This is a genomic window from Acinetobacter lwoffii, assembly GCF_019343495.1.
Taxonomy (GTDB): Bacteria; Pseudomonadota; Gammaproteobacteria; order Pseudomonadales; family Moraxellaceae; genus Acinetobacter; species Acinetobacter lwoffii_P.
The window spans coordinates 731,011-755,432 of record NZ_CP072549.1; the positions used below are offsets into that span (position 1 = coordinate 731,011).

The 24,422-nt window shown below is 43.5% G+C and carries 18 protein-coding genes; 14 read left to right on the top strand and 4 right to left on the bottom strand.

The annotated features are described in order from the left end of the window. Positions 1-59 precede the first annotated feature (59 nt). The 3 genes from J7649_RS03465 (at position 60) to J7649_RS03475 (ending at position 4,491) form a co-directional block, all read left to right on the top strand. The gene (locus J7649_RS03465) at positions 60-977 is read left to right on the top strand and encodes a LysR family transcriptional regulator (RefSeq protein ID WP_219309395.1); all 918 of its coding nucleotides are present in this window, start codon (positions 60-62) and stop codon (positions 975-977) included. A gap of 501 nt (positions 978-1,478) precedes the next feature. Then, positions 1,479-3,644, top strand: a complete 2,166-nt coding sequence (locus tag J7649_RS03470; protein WP_219309396.1) for a TonB-dependent receptor family protein — start codon at positions 1,479-1,481, stop codon at positions 3,642-3,644. An 81-nt stretch (positions 3,645-3,725) separates the two neighbouring features. Next, a protein-coding gene (locus J7649_RS03475) for an IS5-like element ISAba31 family transposase (RefSeq protein WP_228738660.1) occupies positions 3,726-4,491 on the top strand; the annotation gives its coding sequence in 2 pieces (ribosomal slippage) (positions 3,726-4,457 and positions 4,459-4,491; 765 coding nt in all). A gap of 77 nt (positions 4,492-4,568) precedes the next feature. On the opposite strand, the gene J7649_RS03480 is transcribed toward J7649_RS03475, so the two are convergent. Together J7649_RS03480 and J7649_RS03485 are read right to left on the bottom strand one after the other, a co-directional pair. Then, positions 4,569-5,177 carry a MarC family protein gene (locus J7649_RS03480; protein ID WP_004646981.1) on the bottom strand — a complete coding sequence of 203 codons (609 nt, stop codon included), beginning with the start codon at positions 5,175-5,177 and terminating at the stop codon, positions 4,569-4,571. Positions 5,178-5,205: 28 nt separating this feature from the next. Beyond that, a complete protein-coding gene (locus J7649_RS03485; protein WP_005246314.1) occupies positions 5,206-7,242 on the bottom strand; it encodes a choline transporter in 2,037 nt (678 codons plus the stop codon). Positions 7,243-7,512: 270 nt separating this feature from the next. On the opposite strand from J7649_RS03485, the gene betI reads away from it, so the two are divergent. The 6 genes from betI to J7649_RS03515 all read left to right on the top strand — a co-directional run bounded on the left by betI (position 7,513) and on the right by J7649_RS03515 (position 15,539). Continuing rightward, positions 7,513-8,091, top strand: a complete 579-nt coding sequence (betI, locus tag J7649_RS03490; protein ID WP_005266375.1) for a transcriptional regulator BetI — start codon at positions 7,513-7,515, stop codon at positions 8,089-8,091. 21 nt (positions 8,092-8,112) lie between these two features. Further along, positions 8,113-9,588, top strand: coding sequence for a betaine-aldehyde dehydrogenase (gene betB, locus J7649_RS03495; RefSeq protein WP_219309397.1), 1,476 nt, complete (start codon positions 8,113-8,115; stop codon positions 9,586-9,588). Between the two features lie 11 nt (positions 9,589-9,599). After that, the gene (betA, locus tag J7649_RS03500) at positions 9,600-11,255 is read left to right on the top strand and encodes a choline dehydrogenase (RefSeq protein WP_219309398.1); all 1,656 of its coding nucleotides are present in this window, start codon (positions 9,600-9,602) and stop codon (positions 11,253-11,255) included. A 191-nt stretch (positions 11,256-11,446) separates the two neighbouring features. Continuing rightward, positions 11,447-12,198 (top strand): IS5 family transposase gene (locus J7649_RS03505; protein WP_411800830.1). Its coding sequence is split into 2 segments (ribosomal slippage): positions 11,447-11,681 and positions 11,681-12,198, totalling 753 coding nucleotides; the frame shifts between segments, so codons are not numbered across the junction. 27 nt (positions 12,199-12,225) lie between these two features. Next, on the top strand, positions 12,226-12,996 hold the full coding sequence (locus tag J7649_RS03510) for a TorF family putative porin (protein WP_219309401.1): 771 nt from the start codon (positions 12,226-12,228) through the stop codon (positions 12,994-12,996). Between the two features lie 341 nt (positions 12,997-13,337). Beyond that, complete coding sequence (locus J7649_RS03515) at positions 13,338-15,539, top strand: OsmC domain/YcaO domain-containing protein (RefSeq protein WP_219309403.1); 2,202 nt, start codon at positions 13,338-13,340, stop codon at positions 15,537-15,539. Positions 15,540-15,798: 259 nt separating this feature from the next. Here the strand turns inward: J7649_RS03515 and J7649_RS03520 are convergent, their stop codons facing one another. Further along, positions 15,799-17,511, bottom strand: coding sequence for an electron transfer flavoprotein-ubiquinone oxidoreductase (locus tag J7649_RS03520; protein ID WP_004280320.1), 1,713 nt, complete (start codon positions 17,509-17,511; stop codon positions 15,799-15,801). Between the two features lie 223 nt (positions 17,512-17,734). Further along, complete coding sequence (locus tag J7649_RS03525) at positions 17,735-18,571, bottom strand: IclR family transcriptional regulator (RefSeq protein WP_004280319.1); 837 nt, start codon at positions 18,569-18,571, stop codon at positions 17,735-17,737. A 503-nt stretch (positions 18,572-19,074) separates the two neighbouring features. Here J7649_RS03525 and J7649_RS03530 point away from each other — a divergent pair. The 5 genes from J7649_RS03530 to J7649_RS03550 all read left to right on the top strand — a co-directional run bounded on the left by J7649_RS03530 (position 19,075) and on the right by J7649_RS03550 (position 24,365). Continuing rightward, positions 19,075-20,229: an acyl-CoA dehydrogenase family protein gene (locus tag J7649_RS03530; RefSeq protein ID WP_004730987.1), complete on the top strand. Its 1,155-nt coding sequence runs from the start codon at positions 19,075-19,077 to the stop codon at positions 20,227-20,229. 31 nt (positions 20,230-20,260) lie between these two features. Further along, positions 20,261-21,460 carry an acyl-CoA dehydrogenase gene (locus J7649_RS03535; RefSeq protein WP_219309405.1) on the top strand — a complete coding sequence of 400 codons (1,200 nt, stop codon included), beginning with the start codon at positions 20,261-20,263 and terminating at the stop codon, positions 21,458-21,460. A gap of 253 nt (positions 21,461-21,713) precedes the next feature. After that, a complete protein-coding gene (locus tag J7649_RS03540; protein ID WP_219309407.1) occupies positions 21,714-22,994 on the top strand; it encodes an MFS transporter in 1,281 nt (426 codons plus the stop codon). A 40-nt stretch (positions 22,995-23,034) separates the two neighbouring features. Next, on the top strand, positions 23,035-23,706 hold the full coding sequence (locus tag J7649_RS03545; protein WP_004730985.1) for a 3-oxoacid CoA-transferase subunit A: 672 nt from the start codon (positions 23,035-23,037) through the stop codon (positions 23,704-23,706). Then, positions 23,706-24,365 carry a 3-oxoacid CoA-transferase subunit B gene (locus tag J7649_RS03550; RefSeq protein ID WP_219309408.1) on the top strand — a complete coding sequence of 220 codons (660 nt, stop codon included), beginning with the start codon at positions 23,706-23,708 and terminating at the stop codon, positions 24,363-24,365. The genes J7649_RS03545 and J7649_RS03550 overlap by 1 nt, the downstream gene beginning before the upstream one ends. Positions 24,366-24,422 lie beyond the last annotated feature (57 nt).

Here is a 24,422-nt window from a genome sequence, read left to right on the forward strand (position 1 = left end):
TGGGTTATGCTTAAGACAAATTAAGTGTCATCCTTCTTTTGAAATTTCCGGTATTTTCCATGATAGAACTCCGCCATTTAAGAACTTTAACTGCTCTGCGGGAGCATGGTTCTCTGGTTGCAGCAGCAAGTGATTTATGTTTAACCCCATCAGCCTTATCACATCAGCTACGTGAACTCGACCAATGGTTCGGGGTTGAAGTAGTGAATCGGCGTAGTCGTCCCGTAAGTTTTTCAAATGTTGGGGAGCGGTTGTTAAAACTGGCAGATGAAATATTACCGCAAGTTCAAATTGCACAGAGCGATATCAGCCGTATTGTGCATGGCCAGACCGGGCGAATAGTTTTCTCCTCTGAATGTCATAGCTGTTTTGACTGGTTGATGCCACTACTCAATCAATACCGGATGCAATATCCGGATGTAGACCTGGATTTTGCCTCAGGTTTTGAATCGAATCCGCATGAATTATTGCAAACTGGAGAGTTTGATCTGCTGATTACGGCTGATCCGATTGCGCTTAAAGGCATTGAATATTTTTCGATTTTTGAATACGAATCACGCTTGGTTTTATCCAACACTCATCCACTGGTACGTGTGAAAGAGATTACTGTTCAGGAACTTGCTGAAGAAACGCTGGTGACTTATCCGGTGGATAAACACCGTTTGGACATCATGTCGCGTTTGTTTATTCCCGCTAATATTCTACCAAAAGCCATTCGTACCACCGACTTGACCCAAATGCTGATTCAGCTGGTGGCAAGTGGTCGCGGGATTGGTGCATTACCTGATTGGGTGGTAAATGAATATGAGCAGAAAGGTTGGGTCACTTCACGCCGCCTCGACTGTGTGGCGCCTGAAGGCTTACGTCGAACTTTATACGCCGGCTATCGCACAGAAGAAAAACAGAAAGATTATTTTGAAGGCTTCTTGAAACAGCTGGATCGGTTTTCCAAGAAAAGACAGGTCTATTACAGCTAATTTGCGAATAGTTAAATATATTTAGTCCGTTATTTTTAAAAATCCTGCATCGTCAGGATTTTTAAAAATTGATTGTTTTTCTCTCAAGGATTTCAATTTTTCTATAAGGTGATGAGGTTAATCTTGTCTACTTTAAATCAGAAAATATACAACTTCGGCCAACTTTCGAAATTAAAGAACTGGTTTGGTCGATTATAAATTTTTCTACTTATCACATTTTGCCAGGTGGAAATACATCTGTGCAGAATTAAATTACATATTATTAAATATCAGTTACTTAAAAATTAAGTTCTTGGAACTTGTGAGGATGTGGTTTTGATCTTGCAAGTTGATTTTTAATAAAAAGATTAAATAAAATGAAAAAACATACGCTGATCAGTCAATTTTTTGGCAGAAAATAACTCCTGAAAATAACAATGTTGATCTATGCTACAGCATAAATTTTAAACTGATTTCCTTTCATAAAACGGAATCACTTATACAGGACTGTATAAACTCGCCATGCACATGACAAAAATTCCTCTTAAGAAAAGCTCGCTGAGCCTCATGATTCTGTCGATTGTCTCAGGTCATCTTTATGCTGAAACTGCCGTAGAACCGGACAATGTTCAACAGCTGAATACTATTGTGATCAGCGCTGAGCAAAATGCCAATCCGCAGCAGCAATATCAGAAAGAGCTGGCTCAGGTTTCAGGAGGAACGAATTTCATTGGTGAGCCGCAATTAGAACAGCAGCGACTTGCAACCACAGCCGATGTGTTCCGTTTACAGCCAGGAATTTATGCCCAGTCTGCAGGGAATGAAGGTGCAAAAATATCGATCCGTGGCTCAGGAATCAACCGGACTTCAGGTGCACACGCATCCGGTACGCACGTCCTGATTGACGATATTCCATTTACCGGGCCGGGCGGTACAGCGTATGAACTGCTAGAACCCTGGTGGATTAATCATGTCGGGGTTTATCGCGGAGCCAATGGCTTTAAGCAAGGCGGACTGGCCTTAGGTGGAACAATCAACTATAGAACCAAGACCGGCGCAGATCAGGATGGCTCTGAACTCAAATATGAAATGGGCAGCCATGGTTATCAAAAATATCAGTTTAGTACCGGCCGAAAGCTGGATCAGATGGATTATTATCTGGCGCTGACGAGTACCCAGTTTGATGGAATTCAGGATCATGCTGAAGGCGATGGTAAGGGTCTGGCTTTTAATTTGGGCTATCAGATCAGTCCGGATATCGAAACCCGTTTTTATGCTCGTTACCGTGAGAGCAAGCATTTAACTCCAGGACGGATTACACAAGAACAGCTCAAAAATGATCCTGAAGCAGCGAATAGCTTTAATTTAGCGGTAGATGCCAAACGGATTCAGCCGGGCAGTACTTGGCTGGCCAATACCACGACCTGGAATTTACAGGATGATGCAAAACTGACTGGCAGTCTGGCTTATCATCATTATCCGCTGGATTTACGTGAAAGCAGTTATCGTACCAATGTCGATTATGAAGATATTACAGCGCGCTTCCAGTATGAAAAACCTTACCAGTTTCTAGGTCTGGAGCATCAGGGGCGTATTGCCTTGCGCAGCACGACTCATCGTCCGGACAGTGGTGTAACGGAAACCATCCGACGTGATACGACTATTGATGGAACTTTGTATCCGGCAGATACCGTTACCCGCCGTTATACCTATCGCGGTTCAGACAACGTCCTGCAATTTGATCAGGAAACCACATTAAATGATCAGTTCAAATTAAATTTGGGACTGGCAGCGGTGTATACCCATCGGGAAAGTGAAGTAACTTATCCTGTGGCGAGTCCTGAAGTCAGCCGTTATGAATGGAATTTTGCACCACGACTTGGTTTGACCTATCAGCCGAATGAGTCTGTGCAATGGTTTGCCAATTTAAGCCGCAGCATTGAGCCAGCACATCCTTGGGCGATGGCTTGGTCTTCACCGTATTATTTTGACAGTGGTGTCGCTTCTGGCCGGGTGCGCGCGCCAATCTATTTGGACACGCAAACCGCCAATAGCTTTGAACTGGGTGGACGTGGACAATCAGGCTTTGGAGATTGGGCACTGAGTTATTATTATTCCAAAGTGAAAAATGAATTGTTAACCTCTGAAATGATTAAAACCTATGAAGATGGATCGAATCGACCTTCAGAGCCAATTGCTGTTGAATCGAATGCCACGCCAACGATTCATCAAGGGGTGGAGCTAAGTCTAGATACGCCATTGCATGAATCCCAATATGGCGAACTGCGTCTGCAACAGGCTTATACCCTTAGCGATTTCCAGTACAAAAATGATCCATTGTTTGGCAAGAACCAGTTGCCAGGAATCCCTAAACATCTGTATCAGGCTCAACTAAGTTATGCCTTGAATAATGGCCTCTATATTGGTTTGAATACCGAATATGCATCCAAAATGGCACATGATTATGCCAATAGCCGATTCAGTGACGACTATCAGATCTGGGGCATTGACTTGGGTTATGCACCAGAACATCAATCATGGAAAACTTGGATCAACTTTAAAAATATCACCGATGAAAAATATGCTGCGGTCGTGATTCCTGGTTTAAATGATCAAGGCGCTGATGTAGCGCGATCTTCGCCAGGTGAAGGTTTTTCTACTTATGCCGGTGTGTCATTTAAATTTTAATTAGGGTGTGTTGACACTTTTAGCTTAAAAAAATAGCGAAGTAGTAAAATCAAATCGCCAAACCCAATTTTACTATTCGCTATGCCTCGTACCATGCTGACAGATCAACACTGGCAAAAGTTGAAAGTTATTCTGCGTAATTTATCCATTCACCACAACTCAAATTTACGCAATTTTATTGAAGCTATTCTCTATAGAATTAGAACAGGCTGTCCGTGGCGAGATATTCCTTGTTGTTTTGGTCATTCAAACTCTATTTTCAAACGTTTTAATCGTTGGTCAAGCAGCGGTAAGTTACTTAGATTATTCAAATTACTAGCCTCATGCCCCGATATGGAGTGGATTTTTATTGATGGCTCTCATGTACGTGCTCATCAACATTCTGCCGGCATAGCGAATCAATCTATTTCTAAAAGTGTAGGAGGAAACTCCTCAAAAATACATTTGATTGTTGATGCACATGGCAATCCTATTGATTTCATGATTACCGATGGAACCACACATGATGTTAAAGTTGCACCTGATTTAATATCAACATTAGATTTAAAAGAGACAAAAGTGGTATGTGCAGATAAAGGCTATGATTCAGAACCACTGCGTGAACAGATCAGGAAAACAGGGACTAAAGCGAATATACCAAAGAAAACAAATAGCCAATCGAACAATGACCATATGGACTGGTGTTTATATAAAATCAGGCATTTAGTTGAAAATATGTTTTGTAGATTAAAGCAATTTAGAGGAATAGCTACTCGATATGACAAGCTCAAAAGAAATTATCAAAGTTCTGTTGCTTTAGCCTGTATATTTTTGTGGCTACCTTTATAGGGTTAATTATGAACAGTAAATGTCAACAGACCCTATTTAAAATCAAAAAAAGAGCGGTAAAAACCGCTCTTTTTATTTATTGATAGAAAGGATTTATCAGGTTTCCAAAATTCCGGTAACGCCTGTGACAATCATATCAATGGCAATCGTACCAATCAGAAGCGCTGCAACACGACCGACAATATCGACATACAGGTCAATGTAGTTGGAATATTTATGCTGTAAATGATCATGCAGGTATTTCATCAGAATTAGCAAGCTACAGGTCAGAAACAGGGTAAAGAAAATCACCAGAATGGTTTGCATTAAACTGAGCTGAATCCCGGTAATCACGGAAGCCGAAATGGTGCCGGGACCGATCATAAACGGCATGGCAATCGTACCCGCCAGATGACTGGGCGCTCCACGCATCACACCAATCGTATCAGCACCTTCAAAGACATAACGATAGCCAATCACCAGAAAAATAATACCGCCAAAAATCTGGAAGGACTCAAACCGTACATGCAAGACTTCATTAAAGAAGGCTTCACCGGTTTTTGCAAAAATGATGAACACAATAAAGCTGATCAGACTGCCCTGAATCAATGCCATGTTGAATACTTTTGCGTCGGAATTACGGATAATTCCGAGCATATAAATACTCATCAGAAAAGGGTTGAGCAGGGAGAAAAACAGGGCAAATGCATTCAAACTTTCTGACATCATTCAGTCCTTCCGTAGTTGAGATATCCTAGATTTCACGGTCCGGGAACAGCGGACGTTTACCTGGGCTGATCCGGTTAATATGCAGATACATCATATGGCGTTCATATTTATCCAGGATGTCATTGATCACCTGTTCCTTACTATAACCGACCAGATCGTTGCCCTGAGAGCCTTCAAACAGATAACTTTCCAGACGATAGTAATAACGTTTGGTTCGTTTACCACGTGAACTGAAATTTGGCGTGTCATAGCGTACCGGCCATATTTCATAGACAAAGTTTTCTTCTTCATCGAGCTGAATGGTCAGATCCAGGTGATACAGTTCAGGTTCTTCCTCAAGCGATTTTTCCTGAATATTGACTTGAATGCCTTTGTCAATTAACTCGGTTGCAACGGCCTCAATGGCTGGTTTGCAAACATTATCCAGCATGGTCCGGGTCTGGGACAGGCTTGGATGCAGCATGACCCGGCTCAGACGCTTCTTCCAGTTCAGGATATCCACATTACCGACCACAGGCGCAGCATTCAGACTGGTACTGGCCTGCCGAAAATCCTCCAGACGCAAGGACTTATACAGTCCGGCCATCACAAAGAAAATCACGAAACTAAAAGGCAGGCCCATAATAATCGTGGTGTTCTGTAATGCTGTTACGCCATTCGCCATGAGCATTGCCAAAGTCAGCAAACCGATGGCAATGGCCCAGAACACACTCAGCCAGCGCGGTGAATCATGTTCAATATTAGTGAATTTGGTCGTGAAATTTCCCAATACCAATGCCCCCGAGTCCGCTGAGGTCACATAGAACAGTAAGCCGGTAATGGTGGCGACACCTGCAGTAAACATAAAGCCTGGATACTGCGCCAGCAGATCATAAAAACCATGTGCCGGATTTTCTAAAACTGTCGTAGCAAGTTGAGTATTACCATCAAAAATCACGCTGTATAAAGCACTGTTACCGAAAATAGACAACCAGGTCAGGGTAAATAACAGAGGAATAACCAAAGTCCCGGTGACAAATTCGCGAATGGTACGACCACGGGAAATACGGGCCAGGAACAGACCAACAAAAGGTGACCAGGCGATCCACCATGCCCAGAAGAACAGGGTCCAGCTATTCATCCACTCTTTCGGTTGTTCAAAAGGAAAACTGGTTAAAGAAAGTTTCGGGAACTGGCTGATATAGTCACCAAAATTTTGAATCAAGGCGGCTAATAAAAACTCGGTATTTCCTACAAACAGAATGAATAGCAGCAGCCCAATTGATACATAGATATTAATTTCAGACAGGATCCGGATGCCTTTATTGACACCGGCAGTGACTGAAATAATAGTAATAATCACGGCAACGGCGATGAGTGCAGTTTGAATCCAGATATTTTCTGGTAAATCAAACAATACATGCAGGCCGTAATTTAATTGCACAACGCCAATCCCGCAGGTGGTGGCAATCCCGAAAATCGTGCCGAGTACTGCAGCCGTATCCACAGTATGGCCAATTGGACCATTAATTTTTTTTCCAAAAATAGGATAGAGTGCTGATCGGATGGTGAGCGGTAAATTATAGCGATAGCTGAAATAACCTAGCGCGACCCCAATCAGTGCATACATACTCCAGCCGGTTAAACCGTAGTGAAACAGGGTCCATACCATGGACTGGCGCGCAGCTTCGAAGGTTTCACCTTCGCCTACAGGCGGATTTATATAATGCGAAAGCGGTTCCGCCACTGAGAAAAACATCAGGTCAATCCCGATTCCGGCAGAAAATAGCATCGCCGACCAACTCAACAGGCTAAATTCTGGCTTGGAATGTTTGGGGCCTAATTTAATCTCGCCATAACGGGAACAGGCGATAAAGACGATAAAAACCAGATACAGCGTTGCCGCTAGCAGGTAATACCAGCTAAAGGTACGACTGACCCAGTTTAAAATATTGATAATGACTTGATTGGCTTGTTCATTAAATAAAATGGTAATGATAGAAAACAGCAGAATAAGTGTCGCCGAAAAATAAAAAACTACTTTATTCAGACCATCTTGCATCTCTTCATTTTTCTTTTGCATAAATCCATGACCATCGTGTTGTTGCCGGATGATCTACAGTGCAGTGTGATTTAAAAGCAAAAGCCTGCGGTAAAGCTTCCTTGTTTTCGTGAATTACAAACTTTTGCAAATCCAAAACAAACTGCGCTGTACATCAAGGGTGAGCTGGCACTATAATTTTTATTAATTGAACGTTCAATTAAAAAAGCGTTTATGAATTGTTACATCATTCAGCTATTTGCTTTAGCAGAGTGATTTTTTATTGTTACATCCGTTATTCAGGTTAGTCCTATGCCCAAAGTTGGTATGCAACCGATCCGTCGTCAGCAACTGATCGATGCCACCTTAGCTGCAGTGAATGAGCTAGGTTTTGCAGAAGCTTCAATTAGTCAGATTGCCCAGAGAGCAGGTGTCTCAACCGGCATCATAAGTCATTACTTTCGAGGTAAAAATGGCTTGATTGAAGCCACAATGCGTTACTTATTGCAGCAATTGGGTAAATCTGTTGCACAGATAAAGATACAGGTTGATGACTTACCGGAGCAGCGCTTACTGGCGATCGTACGTGGTAATTTTGCTGCTCCACAAACCGACAAGGCGGCCATGAAAGTCTGGTTGGCGTTCTGGGCTAGCAGTTTGCATCAACCTGAGTTACATCGGTTACAGCAGATCAATCATTACCGCTTACATTCCAACCTTAAATATGAATTCATGAAAAAGTTGAATAAAGACCAGGCAGAGAAAGCCGCTCAAGGTTTGGCAGCATTGATTGATGGATTCTGGTTAAGAGGTGCTTTGGTAAATGGCGAAATTGACCCAGAACTGCCGATTGAACTGTGTAGTGAATATATCCGGCAACAACTCAAATAACCCACCTGCGAGGAAATTCCATTGACAACATTCAAACTGCAACGTCCTTATATTCATGGACAATATGTCGATGCAACGTCCAATAGCACGTTTCAAACGATTAATCCTGCAACAGGCGAAGTTCTGGCAGACGTGCAAGTGTGTACGCGAAAAGATATCGATCGCGCTGTTGAATCGGCACAGCAAGGACAAAAAGTCTGGGCAGAAATGACGGCGATTCAACGTTCCCGTATTTTGAACAAGGCGGTTACCATCCTCCGTGAACGTAATGACGAGCTGGCACGTTTAGAAAGTCTCGACAGTGGTAAAGCTTTCAGTGAAACATCCACCGTCGATATTGCGACAGGTGCAGATGTACTTGAATACTATGCAGGTATTTTGCCAGCATTAGAAGGCCAGCAAATCCCGCTCAGAAGTAGTTCGTTTGTTTATACTCGCCGTGAACCTTTGGGTGTGGTTGCCGGGATTGGTGCATGGAATTACCCGATTCAAATCGCCTTATGGAAATCTTCACCTGCACTGGCAGCAGGCAATGCCATGATCTTTAAAGCCAGTGAAATAACGCCTTTAAGTGCGTTAAAACTGGCAGAAATTTATACTGAAGCAGGTGTGCCGCATGGCGTATTCAATGTGGTGACCGGCAGTGGTGAAATTGGTGGCTATCTGACTTCACATTCGGACATAGCCAAAGTTTCATTTACCGGTGGTGTCGCGACCGGCAAAAAAGTCATGGCCCAAGCTGCGCATTCCAGTCTGAAAGAAGTAACTATGGAGCTGGGCGGAAAATCCCCGCTGATTATCTGTGAAGATGCCGATCTGGATCTGGCGGCAGATATTGCCATGATGGCCAACTTCTATAGTTCCGGTCAGGTCTGTACCAATGGTACTCGAGTATTTATACCTTTAGCCTTGAAAGCCGAATTCGAAGAAAAGATTCTGCAGCGTATTCCTTATATTCGTATGGGGGACCCACTCGATCCTGAGACCAATTTTGGTCCAGTATCCAGCTTCTCTCATATGGAAAAAGTGCTGGGCTATATTGAAAAGGGCAAGATCGAAGGTGCACGCTTATTGTGTGGTGGTGGCCGTGCCGAAGATGAGCAATTTGCCCAAGGCGCTTATGTGCTACCAACGGTATTTACCGATTGCCGTGACGACATGACGATTGTCCGTGACGAAATATTTGGTCCGGTCATGAGTATTCTAAGTTATGACTCAGAAGAAGAGGCGATTCGTCGAGCCAATGACACCGAGTATGGTCTGGCAGCTGGTGTCGTGACACCGAATCTGGCACGTGCGCATCGTATTATTCATCAAATCGAAGCCGGCATTTGCTGGATTAATACTTGGGGCGAATCACCGGCAGAAATGCCAGTTGGTGGCTATAAACATTCAGGTGTCGGTCGCGAAAACGGTATTGTCACACTACAGCAATATACCCAGACCAAGTCAGTTCAGGTCGAACTTAGTCCTTTCCAGTCTGTATTTAGCGCATAAGGGAGGATTGGATGAAGTACGATTATATTATTATCGGCGCAGGTTCGGCAGGAAATGTGCTCGCAGCGCGTTTAACTGAAGATCCGGATGTGAAAGTTCTGTTGCTGGAAGCGGGTGGGCCGGATTATCGTCTAGACTTCAGAACACAAATGCCGGCTGCATTGGCTTATCCATTACAAGGACGACGCTATAACTGGGCCTATCTGACCGACCCCGAACCTCATATGAATAATCGTCGTATGGAGTGCGGGCGCGGAAAAGGTCTGGGCGGTTCTTCGTTAATTAACGGCATGTGTTACATTCGTGGTAATGCTATGGATCTTGAACAGTGGGCCAGCCTTAAGGGACTAGAACACTGGAGCTATGCTGAATGTCTGCCATATTATAAAAAAGCTGAAACGCGCGATATTGGCGGCAATGATTATCATGGTGACTCTGGACCGGTTTCGGTGGCAACACCTAAAAATGGCAATAATGAACTGTTCCATGCCATGGTCGAGGCAGGTGTACAGGCCGGCTATCCACGTACTGATGACCTGAATGGCTATCAGCAGGAAGGTTTTGGACCGATGGACCGTACCGTAACGCCGCAAGGCCGTCGTTCCAGTACAGCACGTGGTTATCTGGATATGGCCAAAGACCGGGATAATCTCACGATTATTACCCACGCTATGACCAACCGGATTCTGTTTAATCGTAATCAGGCAATTGGTGTGGAATATTTTGAAGGACAAAATACCTTACAGCCGATTCAGGTCTTTGTGGATCGTGAAGTTTTATTATGTGGTGGTGCGATTGCCTCACCGCAAATCCTGCAACGCTCCGGTGTAGGTCCAGCCGAACTGTTAAAAAGTCTGGATATTCCTGTGGTTCAGGATTTGCCAGGCGTTGGTGAAAATCTGCAGGACCATCTGGAAATGTACCTGCAATATAAGTGCAAAAGACCGGTTAGCTTATATCCGGCACTCAAGTGGTATAACCAGCCCATGATTGGTGCGGAGTGGCTGTTTTTAGGTAAAGGTATTGGGGCCAGTAACCAGTTTGAAGCCGGTGGTTTTATCCGCTCCTCAGACGAATTTGACTGGCCCAATATCCAGTATCATTTCCTGCCTGTAGCGATTAATTATAATGGCACCAATGCCATTCATGAACATGGTTTTCAGGCACATGTGGGCTCTATGCGTTCACCGTCACGTGGCCGTGTCCGTCTGAAATCCAAAGACCCCTTTGAGCATCCAAGTATTCTGTTCAACTATATGAGTACCGAGCAGGACTGGCGTGAATTCCGCGATGCCATCCGGATTACCCGGGAAATTATGCATCAGCCGGCATTGGATCCCTATCGTGGTGAAGAAATCAGTCCGGGAAAACATCTACAAACAGATGCTGAAATTGATGAGTTTGTTCGTAATCATGCAGAAACCGCGTATCATCCATCATGTAGCTGTAAAATGGGTGAGGATGACATGGCGGTTGTCGATGGTTATGGACGCGTACATGAAATGCAGGGGTTGCGTGTGATTGACGCCTCGATTATGCCTTTGATCATTACCGGTAACCTCAATGCAACTACGATTATGATCGCTGAAAAACTGGCAGACCATATTCGTGGCAAACCTGCTCTTGCGCCTTCATCTGCACCTTTTTACAAGGCGCCTCGCGCTTAAATTATGGTTTTATTCCTGCCGCCTAGCAAAGCAGGAGTAAAGCGAATTTCAATTTTGTCCCAAAGCGGAGATAAAACCTCGACTGCTTTCGGTTTTATCTCCGCTTTACTTAGGGCGTGTCCTCATTTGAAAAATTGGTTTTAAATACTTAAAATCCTCCTTTAAGCTCTTTTGATTTCTATATTTTTTCAATGGCACGTACTCTTCTCACCGATGATATCTGGCAGCAAATTCAAGATACTATGCGATTACACGGTTGTTACTGTTCAAAGAATAGTAGAAATATCATGGAAGCGATCTTATGGAAACTGCGTACAGGCGCCACATGGCGTGATATTCCCCAAGAATTTTGTCCTTGGCAAACTGCTTACAATCGCTTTAATCGTTGGGCAAGCAAGGGATTGTGGGATAAATTTTTTTTAGATTACGAGGCGTCTTGGATCAAGAATGGGTATTCATTGACGGAAGTTACATACGCGTGCATCAACATGCAAGTGGAGCTCGGCATGGTTTCGAAAGAGCAATTGGACAATCACGTGGTGGACGAACAACAAAAATACATCTTGCAACCGACGCGAATGGATTACCGATTGATTTTAAAATCACTGGGGGTGACGTCCACGACAGTCAAGTTGCAAAACAACTGATTGATACGGTAGACGAGGCAACTTATCTCATTGCTGATAAGGGGTATGATGCTGAGTACATTAGAATATATGCCAAGAACAAGAATATGATTCCCATTATTCCATTGAGATCAAACAGTAAGAGATCGAATAAGGAATTTGATAAATATCTATATAAATTAAGACACTTAGTTGAAAATGCATTTTCGAGATTAAAACATTTCCGTGCTATTGCAACTCGATTTGATAAACTGGCACGCAATTATAAATCTATGATTCGTATAGCCTGTATATTTATTTGGTGCAAAGCCAAATGAGGACACACCCTAATACATTTATATTTTATGAAAATATTCAATCAAACAGTGCTGTTTGGCTGTGCTGCTGTTTCAAGTTTTTACTGTTATGCCGATGATGCGGAAGTAAAACAAATAGAAGCAAGCGGAAACTTGAGTGTGGTCTCCAAATACGTCTCCCGCGGTTTGACCAATGCGCCTGAAAATGATGATGTTGCTGTACAGGCTGCATTGAATCTGGCTTATGGTAATTTTTATGTCGGATATTGGGGATCTACGCTTGGATACTCTTATGCAGAAGTGCAGGGGCGTCAGGGACATCGTTCAGACAAATTCGAGCATAACTTTCTGCTGGGTTATACCCATAGCGGCGAAAATTATGATTGGGATCTATGGAACGCAACCTATTATTATCCGGGCGGCAAGCATACTACCGGAAATGAGCTGGGTTTAAATATAAGTCGTGCATTGAATGATCAGATCAGTATTGGCGCCAGTGTATCGACCTATCTGTATGATGTGGCTTATGCCAATCAGGGCGATACTTTTTATACGCTTAACCTGAATCATCAGTTGAATGATCGCCTGAATGCCAGCGTTACGGCAGCGGGAAGCTATTTTAACGATGAAGGCAAATATGAGGGCGGTGAACTGGGCGATACCGAAAAGCAGTTTGCCTTTCGTTATGCTTCTGCCGGACTCAGTTATGCGCTTTTACCGCAGTTGAGTGTGTCAGGTGAATATATCTTTGGCGGTTATGACCGCTATGATGACAAGCAGCGTAATCTTGCAGTATTTGCACTGAGTTATGATTTTTAAAATTATGAAATCATTCAGACTAGGCGGGTGAAAATCTGCCTTATCTGCAACTTTGATTAATAGTATAAGCCATGACTTGAAGTTGATTCATGCTCCGGCAGCTCAGGAAAGACTGAGGATCTGGTTTAATCTGCCAGAATTTCAGACAAATATTATCAATTTCATAAAATAATTCTATAATAGCGCCCATTCTCGGCAGCGTTATCCAGACACTTCGTCAAATGGTATAACCTGACCATTTTCTATTTTTCATTCAAGTTCTCCTCCGTGAACCGGCTTGTATATTCAGATTCAGCATCTTATCTGTCCGTGACGGCACATAAGAATATTTAGGTATCCACATGGAAATTAAGGTCAATTATCTCGATAATCTTCGTCAGGAAGCCAAGTTCGATGACTTCACGGTAATCGCCGATCAGCCGATCCGCTATAAAGGCGATGGTTCGGCACCCGGCCCATTCGATTATTTTCTGGCATCTTCAGCTTTATGTGCGGCTTATTTTGTCAAAGTCTATTGCGCGGCACGTGATATTCCGACCGACAATATCCGCCTATCTCAAAACAATATCGTTGATCCTGAAAACCGATATAAACAGATTTTTAAAATTCAGGTGGAACTACCGGCTGATATTTCTGAAAAAGACCGCCAGGGAATTTTACGTTCGATCGACCGTTGTACCGTCAAAAAAGTAATTCAAACCGGTCCTGAATTTGTCATTGAAGAAGTAGAAAGTATCGATGCAGATGCTCAGGCCTTGTTAATGCCAAGTCTGGCTTCTGACCATACGACTTTCATTCCGGGTAAGGACCTTCCGCTGGAAGAAACGATTGCCAATATGTCTGCCATTCTGGCAGGCCTTGGCATGAAGATTGAAATCGCGTCTTGGCGTAATATCGTGCCGAATGTGTGGTCGCTACATATCCGTGATGCGCAGTCACCAATGTGCTTTACCAATGGTAAGGGTTCGACCAAAGAAAGTGCGCTGGCATCTGCCTTGGGCGAATTTATTGAGCGTCTGAATTGCAACTTTTTCTATAACGACCAGTTCTGGGGTGAGGATATTGCCAATGCCGAATTTGTGCATTATCCAGATGAAAAATGGTTCCAGCCAGGTCCAAATGGCGAACTACCTGCAGAAATTTTAGATGAACATACCCGTGAAATTTATGATCCTGAAGATGAATTATTGGGTATCCATCTTTACGACACCAACTCTGGTAATAAAGCACGTGGCATCTGTTCATTGCCATTTGTACGTCAGTCTGATGGTGAAACCGTTTATTTCCCGTCGAATCTGATCGAAAACCTTTACTTAAGTAACGGGATGAGTGCCGGCAATACCTTGGCTGAAGCGCAAGTACAATGTCTGTCTGAAATTTTCGAACGTGGGGTAAAACGCGAAATTCTGGAAGGTGAACTGGCACTACCGGATGTGCCTGAACATGTTCTGGCAAAATATCCAAAAATTGTTGAAGGCATTAAAGGTCTGGAAGAACAGGGCTTCCCGGTTCTGGTCAAAGATGCTTCACTAGGCGGTCAGTTCCCGGTCATGTGCGTTACCTTGATGAACCCGCGTACCGGCGGTGTATTTGCCTCATTCGGTGCCCATCCTAACTTTGAAGTAGCATTAGAACGCAGTCTGACTGAGTTATTGCAAGGCCGTAGTTTTGAAGGTCTGAATGATCTGCCAAAACCAACCTTTAGCAGTAATGCCGTGACTGAACCAAATAACTTCGTCGAGCATTTCATCGACTCGAGCGGTGTAGTGTCTTGGCGTTTCTTCAGCGCGAAATCAGATTATGATTTTGTCGAGTGGGATTTCACTAATAACGGTCAAAATTCGAATGCGGACGAAGCTCAGGAATTATTCACGATTCTGGAAGACATGGGCCATGAAGTTTATATGGCGGTGTATCAGCATCTAGGTGCAACAGCTTGCCGTATTCTGGTACCGGGCTATTCGGAAATTTATCTGGTAGAAGATCTGGTTTGGGACAATACCAACAAGGCTTTGTTATATCGTGAAGATATCCTGAATCTGCACCGTCTGGATGATGAACAATTGGAAGCATTGGTTGAGCGTCTGGAAGAAGCAGATGAGGATGACTATACCGAAATCAAAACCTTGATCGGTATCGAGTTCGATGAAAATACTGAATGGGGCCAACTGACGATTCTGGAACTGAAACTTCTGATTTATGTAGCTTTACAGCAATTTGAAGAAGCTAAAGATCTGGTTGAGCAGTTCCTGCAGTTCAATACCAATACCGTTGAACGTGGCCTGTTCTACCAGTGCATGAATGTCGTTCTGGAAGTCATTCTGGATAATGAAATGGAACTGGAAGATTATGAACACAACTTCCGTCGTATGTTTGGTGATGCCCGTATGGATGTCGTTCTAGGTTCAATCGAAGGAACAGTTCGTTTCTATGGTTTGACCGAAACCAACATGCAGCTAGAAGGGCTGGATCGTCATTTGCGCCTGATTGACAGTTACAAGAAACTGCATGCGGCGCGTGCAAAGTTTGTGGCTCAGCAATAATCCATAGATGAATGACTAAAAGTTTTCGTCATTTGTTTTAAATATTAAAGATGGCTTACTCGGTTTCGAGTAGGCCATTTTTATCTCTGACCCTATATGCAATCTTTTCTATTTTTCTATTTGAAAATTTATTAATCCCAGCTCCCTCGGGAACTGGGATTACCTAAAAAATTAAAGTGAAGTGTTAATATTAACTGCTTCAAGATTGGGTATGTGAATGTGAGAAATAGATGTATTTTTCTCATTCACAGGAATTACCTTACATATTCGGGTAATTCGGACCACCACCACCTTCCGGTGTTACCCAGGTGATGTTCTGGGACGGATCCTTAATGTCACAGGTCTTGCAGTGTACACAGTTGGCTGCATTGATCTGGAAACGCTTGGAACCGTCATTATTTTCCATAATTTCATAGACACCCGCCGGGCAGTAACGCTGCGCAGGCTCATCCCATTTCGGTAGATTTACTTCCACCGGAATCGAAGCATCGGTCAGTTTCAAGTGCGCTGGCTGGTTCTCTTCATGGACCGTATTCGAGACAAATACTGAAGACAGACGGTCAAAGGTCAGCTTGCCATCCGGTTTTGGATAGGTCGGCTTGAAGCTTTCAGCTGCCTGGGTTTTTAGCGCAGCATGGTCCTGAACCAGATCATGCAAGGTAAAAGGCACTTTAAACACGTTCTGGTCGATAAAGTTAAAGGCACCACCGATCCATTGGCCGAACTTGTGCATCGCCGGGCCGAAGTTACGTGAGTTGTATAACTCTTCTTTGAGCCAGCTGTTGTTAAACTTGTCGGTATAAGCAGTCAGTTCCTTAACAAAGAAATCTTCGCCTTCCACAACACGTGCCACCGCCAGATCACCGCCTTTTTCTACACCGGCAGCAATCGCTTCAAACACCGCTTCACCGCAGAGCATGCCGGATTTCATCGCCGTATGTGAGCCTTTGATCTTGGCAAAGTTCAGGAAGCCTGCATCATCACCAATTAAAGAGCCACCCGGGAAGGTGAATTTTGGTAGTGAGTTAAAACCACCTTTGGTCACAGCACGGGCACCATAAGAAATACGCTTACCGCCTTCCAGATACTGCTTGATCAGCGGATGGGTTTTCCAGCGCTGCATTTCCATGAATGGATACATATGCGGGTTGGTGTAAGACAGATCCACGATCATGCCCAAGGTCACCTGGTTGTTATCGGCATGGTACAACCACCAGCCACCTGAAGAACCGGTTTCAGAAAGTGGCCAACCGGCACCATGCATCACCAGACCCGGTTTGTGCTTGGCAGGATCGATTTCCCACAACTCTTTAATGCCGATACCGTAGTGTTGCGGATCAGCGTCCTTGTCCAGGTTGAACTTCTGGATTAAACGCTTACCTAAGTGACCGCGGCAACCTTCAGCAAATAACGTGTATTTGGCATGCAGTTCATAACCCGGGGTAAAGTTATGCGTCGGTTCGCCATCTTTACCAATGCCCATGTCACCGGTCTGGATGCCTTTGACTGTGCCATCGGCATGATACAGAATTTCCGAGGCTGCAAAGCCTGGGAAGATCGACACTTCCAGTTCTTCGGCTTTCTGGCCTAACCAGCGCACCACGTTGCCGAGCGAGATGACATAGTTGCCATCGTTATGCATGGTTTTAGGTACCATCCAGTGTGGTGCTTCCTGTGATTTTTCATCTGACAGCAGGAAGAAGGTTTTATCTTCAGTCACTGGGACATTTAGCGGGGCACCCTGTTCTTTCCAGTCCGGGAACAGCTCGTTCATGGCACGCGGTTCAAGTACCGCACCAGACAGAATATGTGCACCGACTTCGGAGCCTTTTTCTACGACACAAACGGACAAATCGTTTAAGTTGTTTTCAATTGCAAGTTGACGGATTTTGATCGCAGCAGAAAGACCCGCAGGGCCTGCGCCTACGATGACGACGTCAAACTCCATCGATTCTCTTGTTATATCTTCCATAATATAAAATCCAATTTCGCTATACGATATTTATAGCATTATCTAAATCGGTTATGAAGCTTATTTTTGATCTTTTTATTTGGAATAGGAATTTATCTTTTTTAAAGCTTATCTATTTCGCAGCATTAAAAAGGTTTGCTGAGAATTCTGGATAAAGGAAGAAGATGTGTAGATTGGGTATTCAATAAAAGAGCGACTTAATGTCGCTCTGATAATTAATTTTTTATATGTTATTGAGATTCATTGCAATATTATTCACCATGTGAATCAGACGCGGTCCAATTTCATTTTCCAGTTTTTCCTGATTTAACAGATAACTTGGGGCACCACAGTTAAACGTTAATATCCCATGTTTGGGGTGAACCAACGGAACTGCCACGGAATTCACATCCTTAGCCCAGTCACCTAAAGACAGACAGTAGCCATAATCCTGATAATCACGGATTGCACGTTCCAGATTACGCTTGATGGTTGGCCACTGATCTTCGTTTCTTTTCTTGATGGCATCAAATAAATATTCGCGTTCCTTCACATCCATCGCTGCCAGACAGGCCCGTCCCATGGCACTGCTATGAATCGGTAAAGTCGAACCGACAGGGCGGCGCATGGTTAGCGTCGATTCTGTATGTACCACTTCCAGATAAATCATGCTCAAACGGTCACGGGTAGCCATTGCCACAGGGGCTTGGGAATAACGGGACATTTCTTCCATAAACGGATAAGCCTGAGTCCGCGCAGAAATATTACTCAAAGCTGCATAACCCAAAGCCAATACGCCAACATCCAACAGATATTTCGTGGTATTCGGTAGTTGTTTTAAATAACCTAAAGAAACCAGGGTGCTGGTAATACGGGCCACAGTTGGCTTGGGTAAGTTGGTTAATTGTGCAATTTCCTGATTGCCAAGCAATTGATTGGTCGCTGAAAAGCAACGTAAGATTTCCAATCCACGCGCAATAGACGCAATAAATTGAGGATTATTTTCTCTATGAATATGTGAAATCGGATCTAAACGGATTTCATCAAAGTTGGGAATTTCACCAGTTTTATTTTTTGTCATGGTCAGGGCAATTAAAGTTAAATTAATGAATATGATAGCAACATAATTTCACGATACAAAATAAAACACTTCTACAAAAGATAAAATATAGGAAAAAGTGCCGAAATTATTTGTGGTCGAAAAGAATCCTGTTACCCAACTTTGAAGACAATATAAAATCATCTAGTTTTTTAGGTTTAACACGTAGCCAATATATTTAAAAAGTTTCGATTTCTCCGAAAGAGTCAGTGATCGATAAATATTACAGCAAGAAAAAAGGTTTAATTATCTATTCAAAAAAACTGATAAATAGAATAATCACTCATCAAAATATTTCGTATCGTGAAATTAAATATTAAACACAAATCAACTGGAATACCAGAAAAATTTCATTTTTTAGTTAAAATATAAAATTTTTAATAATTTCACTTGCTCAAAATGATTTTATATGATTATTTATTTCGTAATACGAAACAAAAATAAGGGTAAAGGAATTTACCTAAATTATATCCATGGAGATTCATATGATTCGTGATCCGGAAATGCTAGACCAACTTCTGTCAACGATTCGCGATTTTGTAAAAAATGAACTGGTGCCTCTTGAGCATGAAGTAGAAGAGAACAACGCCATTCCTGAACATATTGTGGAACAGATGAAAGAGCTGGGCTTGTTTGGCCTGACGATTCCTGAAGAATATGGCGGTTTAGGCATTACCATGGAAGAAGAAATTCTGGTCGCGATGGAGTTAGGTCATACATCAGCTGCATTCCGCTCTTTAATTGGTACTAACAACGGCATTGGCTCAAGTGGCATCATTATCGACGGTACAGAAGAACAAAAACAGAAATATTTACCGCGTTATGCAACGGGCGAAATTATTGGTTCATTCTGTTTGACCGAACCGGATTCCGGCTCAGACGCTGCTGCTTTAAAAACCAGTGCAGTCAAAGACGGCGATTATTATATTTTAAACGGAACTAAACGCTTTATCACCAATGCACCACGTGCCACGACATTTACCGTGATGGCACGTACCAATCAAGAGATTAAAGGTGCGAGCGGTATTTCAGCATTTCTAGTCGAAGCAGGCACACTTGGTTTAAGCCTAGGTAAAATTGATAAGAAAATGGGCCAACATGGTTCCTATACCTGTGATGTAATTTTTGATAACTGTAAAGTGCATAAAGATCAGCTGATTGGCGGTGTAGAAGGGATTGGCTTCAAAACAGCAATGCGCGTTCTAGATAAGGGCCGTCTGCACATTGCCGGTTATAGCGTCGGCATGGCAGAGCGTATGCTGGAAGATGCACTTAACTATGCAGTGGAACGCAAACAGTTTGGCCAGCCCATTGCGAATTTCCAGCTAATCCAAGGTATGTTGGCAGACTCCAAAGCCGAGATTTATGCAGCCAAATGTATGGTGCTGGATGCTGCGCGTCTACGTGATGCTGGCCAAAATGTTACGACTGAAGCCTCTTGTGCCAAAATGTTTGCAACTGAAATGTGTGGTCGAGTAGCTGATCGCTGTTTGCAGATTCATGGTGGAGCGGGTTATATCAGTGAATATTCAATTGAACGTTTCTACCGTGATGTGCGTCTGTTCCGTTTATATGAAGGAACCACACAAATCCAGCAAATTATTATTGCGCGTGAAATGATTAAACAAGCAACCGCCTAATCTCATAATTTTAAAATAAGGAAATATTAAAATGACGACAAAAATTAGATTTGATTGGCAAGACCCGTTTTTAATCGAACAGCAACTGACGTCAGAAGAGCGTATGATCCGCGATGCAGCGGCAGCGTACTGTCAAGACAAACTGATGCCGCGTGTACTGGAACAGTTCCGCCATGAAAAAACCGATCCGGCTATTTTCCGTGAGATGGGTGAACTTGGTCTGCTAGGCCCAACTATTCCTGAACAGTACGGTGGTGCAGGTTTAAATTATGTCAGTTATGGTCTGATTGCCCGTGAAGTTGAACGTGTCGATTCAGGTTATCGCTCAATGGCCAGCGTACAAAGCTCTCTGGTGATGGTGCCAATTAATGAATTTGGTTCTGAAGAGCAAAAGCAGAAGTATTTACCAAAATTAGCAACCGGTGAGTATATTGGTTGCTTCGGCCTGACCGAGCCGGATCATGGTTCGGATCCGGGCAGCATGATTACCCGTGCCAAAAAAGTCGAGGGTGGTTACCGTTTAACTGGCGCAAAAATGTGGATTACCAACAGCCCGATTGCTGATGTATTTGTAGTTTGGGCTAAAGAAGTTTCTGCCGAAGGTAATGTCAGTGACATTCGTGGCTTTATTCTAGAAAAAGGCTGGGAAGGGCTTTCTGCTCCAGCGATTCACGGTAAAGTGGGTCTACGTGCCTCGATCACCGGTGAAATTGTAATGGATAACGTCTTTGTTCCAGAAGAAAATGCATTTCCGGAAGTTCGTGGTTTAAAAGGGCCTTTTACTTGCTTGAATAGTGCGCGTTACGGGATTGCATGGGGTGCCATGGGTGCAGCAGAATTCTGCTGGCATACCGCGCATCAGTACACCATGGACCGTAAACAGTTTGGCCGACCACTTGCTGCGAATCAGCTGATTCAGAAAAAACTGGCAGACATGCAAACTGAAATTGCACTCGGTTTGCAGGTGGCTTTACGTTTTGGCCGCATGAAAGATGAGGGCATTGCTTCAGTTGAAGGTACGTCTTTAATTAAGCGTAATAACTGTGGCAAGGCACTGGATATTGCCCGTTTGGCCCGTGACATGATGGGCGGTAACGGGATTTCTGATGAATTCGGTGTGGCCCGTCATCTGGTTAATCTGGAAGTGGTAAATACCTATGAAGGTACCCATGATGTACATGCCCTGATTTTAGGTCGTGCACAAACCGGAATTGCAGCCTTTTGCAACTAAACCTGAGTTTAACCTAGCCAGCATTGCTGGCTAGATTGTTTTACGGGTTTAAGAATTGTGCTTAATCACATCATTTAATGTATTGCTATGTGATTTCTGCAGAGAAAATTTATCAAGAACTTTGAAAATCATTTTCATACCACCTTGTTCAAGCGTGGTAATGATCAGTAAATATTCTATATTTCACCTAAAAAATTAAGTGAAATATGCGTTTTAAAAAGGCACAGGAGTGCCGAAAAGTAGAAAGAGCATTATGGATACGATCAGTTCACAACAACACCCAGTGAAAGATGGAAACGAACCCAAGCAAAAAGTCTGGATTCTGGCCTTTATCTTCTCATTTTTGGCATTACTGGTTGATGGTGCTGATATTGCATTATTAGCCTACAGTCTGACCAGTCTGAAACAAGAGTTTTCATTAAGTAATATGCAGGCCGGTGCTTTAGGAAGCTGGACACTTGCAGGGATGGCTATCGGCGGTTTTTTTGGCGGGTGGGCTTGTGACCGTTTTGGCCGGGTTCGTGTGATCGTCATTGCCATTGCATTATTTTCTTCATTAACCTTCTGGTTGGGATTCGTAGAAAGTTATGATCAGTTCAAATGGCTGCGCTTTACGTCTGCGATTGGACTAGGCGCCTTATATATTGCCTGTAACACACTCATGGCAGAGTATGTACCCACCAAATATCGCTCTACAGTATTGGCAACGCTCATGACTGGCTGGACTTTAGGCTCGGTGGTCGCAACTGTTCTGGCTGGATGGCTGTTGCCTGAGTTTGGCTGGCGATACCTCTATTATATTGCCATTATTCCAATTGTACTGGCTTTCGCGATGTACTTTTTAGTGCCTGAACCGAAAGCCTGGTTAGAAGCACGTCAGGCCCGCCTGGATGCAAAAGCCAGTGGCATTGTGCAGGAAAAGCCCAAGAACACTTTCAAAATGATTTTTGAAGATGCACTCAGCCGTCGCATGTTTATCCTCTGGTCCTTCAGTACCGCATTTTTACAGTTTGGCTATTATGGAGTCAGCAACTGGCTACCGGCCTATTTAGAGACTGATCTCGGAATCAAGTTTAAAGAAATGACCATGTATATGATCGGGACCTTCCTGATCATGATGTGTACCAAAGTCATTGCTGGTTTTATCGCTGACCGGATTGGCCGTCGTGCGGTATTTGCTTTCGGCACTATGGGTACTGCAATTTTTATCCCTGTGATTGTCTTTGGTAATACGCCGGATAATATCCTCTGGCTGATGTTATTTTTCGGTTTTCTCTATGGTATTCCATACGGTATTAATGCGACTTACATGACAGAAAGCTTCTCCACCAAAGTGCGTGGAACAGCAGTGGGTGGGGCATATAACGTAGGCCGACTGGGTGCGGTGTTTGCACCTCTTACCATTGGCTATTTTGCTCAAGGAGGCTCGATTGGTACCGGCTTACTGATTATGGGCATTGCCTATTTTCTTTGCGGCCTGATACCCGCTTTCTTTATTAAAGACCGCTTATTTGATCCGCAAAAGGCAGATTAATCTGCACTCGTAATATAGATAGAACATGCTAGGAAGCAATATGATGAATAAAATCACGCAGGATATCGAGACGGTACTTAAGCAAATTCCTGATGGTGCACACATTATGACCAGTGGTTTTGGTCTGGCAGGTCAGCCGGTAGAATTAATCGAAGCATTAATTGACTTTGGTCCTAGAGACTTAACCATTATTAACAACAATGCAGCTTCTGGAGATCGTGGTCTAACCAATCTGCTGTTGTCTGGACTGGTTAAAAAAATGATCTGTTCATTTCCACGAGCCAATAACTCAACCGTCTTTGAAGATCTGTATAAAGCCGGAAAAGTTGAGCTGGAACTGGTGCCACAAGGCAATCTGGCCTGCCGTATTCAGGCAGCCGGTGCAGGCTTAGGAGCTGTTTTTACTCCAACCGGTTTTGGTACCAAAATAGCTGAGGGTAAAGAAACCCGTAATATCAATGGAAAAGATTATGTGCTGGAATATCCGATACATGCTGATTATGCCTTGGTTTATGCCAATCAGGCAGATCAGTGGGGCAACTTAACCTACCGTAAGGCAGCACGGAATTTTGGTCCAATCATGGCCAAAGCAGCAAAAACCACCATTGCACAAGTCCATCAAGTTGTGGAACTGGGGGAGCTTGATCCAGAGATCATCGTAACGCCAGGGATTTTTGTACAGCATGTGGTCAAAGTTGGAGATATTAAATAATGAATATTCAAAAACGTACACGTGAACAGATTGTGGCCAAAGTTGCACAAGACATTCCAACTGGCTCTTTTGTAAATTTGGGTATTGGTTTGCCGACACGCGTAGCTGGTTATTTAAAACCTGAACAAGGAGTAATTCTGCACTCGGAAAATGGCGTTTTAGGTTTTGCTGCATTGAGTGATCCCGAACAGGCAGATGATGACCTGATTAACGCCGGTAAAGAACTCGTAAGCATGTTGCAAGGTGGCAGTTTTATGAATTCTGCGGACTCTTTCGATATCATGCGAGGCGGGCATCTGGATATCTGTATCATGGGTGCTTTTCAGGTGGCTATTAATGGTGATCTGGCGAACTGGCATACCGGTAATGCTGATGCTGTACCTGCTGTAGGCGGTGCAATGGATCTGGCAGTGGGTGCTCGATGTGTCTATGTTTGCATGGAACATGTGACCAAAAACGGTGAAGCAAAAATTGTTGAAGAACTGAGTTATCCTCTAACAGGTAAACATTGTGTCAACCGTATTTATACTGATCTCTGTGTGATTGAATTAAAAGACCGCCAAGCTCAGGTTATTGAAATAGTGGATGGCTTAAGTTTTGAAGAATTGCAACGGCAGACTGGCTGTAAATTAGTGGACAGTCGTCAACAAGCAGCCTAAAAATAAGTCCGCAATATTCTGATTGAGTAAAAGTATAGTTTTAGATCACAGCTTCGG